The 342-nt window shown below is 55.0% G+C and carries 1 pseudogene; it reads left to right on the top strand.

Features of this window, described 5'->3' with window-relative positions:
• Positions 1 to 29 precede the first annotated feature (29 nt).
• Positions 30 to 342 (top strand): annotated as a pseudogene (locus JW499_RS23230) (amino acid ABC transporter permease); the annotation flags it as partial.

Genomic DNA, 342 nt, shown 5'->3' with positions numbered 1-342 from the left:
CAGCTTACAGAACGCTAGGAGGGGATGCTATGAAATATGATATTCAACCCACGCTGCCCCCACCGTCCAGTATGATTGGGGTGGTCGGCTGGCTGCGAAAAAATCTGTTTAACGGGCCTTTTAACTCCGTTGCCACCCTGGTGGTTGGCTATTTTCTGATCAGCTTTCTGGTGCCCACCATTCAATGGATCTTCATCGATTCAGACTGGGTAGGCACCAGCCGGGACGCCTGCACCAGCGGTGGTGCCTGCTGGGTATTTATCGCTAACCGGCTGGATCAGTTTCTCTACGGCTTCTACCCGGAAGCGGAACACTGGCGGCCGCAGCTGGCCTTTCTGCTGA

The sequence above is a fragment of the Amphritea pacifica genome (assembly GCF_016924145.1).
GTDB lineage: Bacteria > Pseudomonadota > Gammaproteobacteria > Pseudomonadales > Balneatricaceae > Amphritea > Amphritea pacifica.
This window is presented reverse-complemented; position numbering and strand designations above follow the sequence as displayed.